Origin of the sequence: Clostridium psychrophilum (assembly GCF_018861705.1) — a bacterium.
In the GTDB taxonomy this organism is placed as follows: Bacteria; Bacillota; Clostridia; order Clostridiales; family Clostridiaceae; genus Clostridium_AD; species Clostridium_AD psychrophilum.
The window spans coordinates 1-1343 of record NZ_JAHLEC010000245.1; the positions used below are offsets into that span (position 1 = coordinate 1).

The window sequence follows — 1343 nt, forward strand, 5'->3', positions numbered from 1 at the left end:
GGTGAATTGAAAAAGTAACTTCCACTTTGCAGAGTTAACTTCCACCGTAAAAAGAGTTGAAAAAGTTTTTCAATAAAAAAACGTTTATTTTTGCTATTCTTCTAACAAAATAGTTATAATATGAAGTATATCAAGCAAATCTTGGCTGTTTTAGGGTATACCAAATAAAGGGTGGAATTTAACTTTTTTTTCGCGAATGTAAAATCCACCCCTCAAAATGTTATAAATTTGTACGATATACCTAACAGAAATACTTGCCTGATATTATTTTATTTTTCTAGTAACTTAGGTATCAGAGTAACATCATTTGGTAAGATGAATTCTGAACCGAGTTTTTCAAGTGTAACAATTCCATGAAGGAAGTTGAATACCGAGTATGGTGACCGGTTATTCAGCTTTTTTCTTCCGTAGGAATTGACATGAGCCATCATTAATGAAATATCCTTCTGTAGGTATGAATTAAAACTGTGTCCCTTTGGAACAATCCTACGGATTATCTCATGATTATTTTCAATAGCACCCTTTTGATATGGGGCCGAAGGATCACAATAAAATATATGAGTTCTTGGATTACCTAGTTTATCAAACTCAATAGCTTCTGGATTTGAAAACTCACTGCCGTTATCGGTGAGAATTACTGGAAAGAGTTCTAAAAAAATATCTGGACCAAGTTCCAAGTAGAGATCATCAAAAATATCAATTACAGACTGTGAAGTGTTAGCATTCCTAATAAATGCTAGCATAAATTGAGAGTTTGTGAAGAGAATAGTGAGAAGAACCTTGCCACCTTTTATTCCTTCCACACTATCTATCTCAACAACTGACGTATCCGGGTTTTCTTTCATAAAGGTTAAAAAGTCTTCATAAGTGCGACCAATTCTGCAAGATTTATCTACTTTAAAATTGTTGTTAGACTTTTTTCTTGGACGATATACTACTTTTCTAGGGAGATCAATATTTCTAGCAGAAAAAAGATTAAAATCAATGTAGTTGTAAATTGACTTCTCACTGTGCATTATGATATCCCTGTTGTTAGAACATATATGGTGAACTGATTGCCCCTTTTGTATAAGTGGGCTGATTATTTTATCTAAACGTAAAACTTCTTCTTCCGTTGTGGTAATTCCACTACGTGATTCAAAAAGACAAGTTTCATATTCTTTTTGGGCGGTAGCCGCACTATAGAAAGATTTTTGGAGGGTGCACTTTTTAAGTTTTTCACATCCGTTGCAAACATAAGGTGGTTTTGATGTTAATGGGCATATATATTTTTTGTAATTAGAACAAATATCAGTGCATCTTGAGCAAAAGCGACAATAACGGTTTCGACAGCTTGGACTATC

1 protein-coding gene is annotated in these 1343 nt (G+C 33.5%); it reads right to left on the reverse strand.

What is annotated here, in order from left to right; all coding sequences use genetic code 11:
• Positions 1-269: 269 nt before the first annotated feature.
• Positions 270-1289 (reverse strand): IS30 family transposase, encoded by a 1020-nt coding sequence (locus KPL38_RS19260; protein ID WP_312884284.1) that lies wholly within the window; start codon positions 1287-1289, stop codon positions 270-272.
• Positions 1290-1343: the final 54 nt, after the last annotated feature.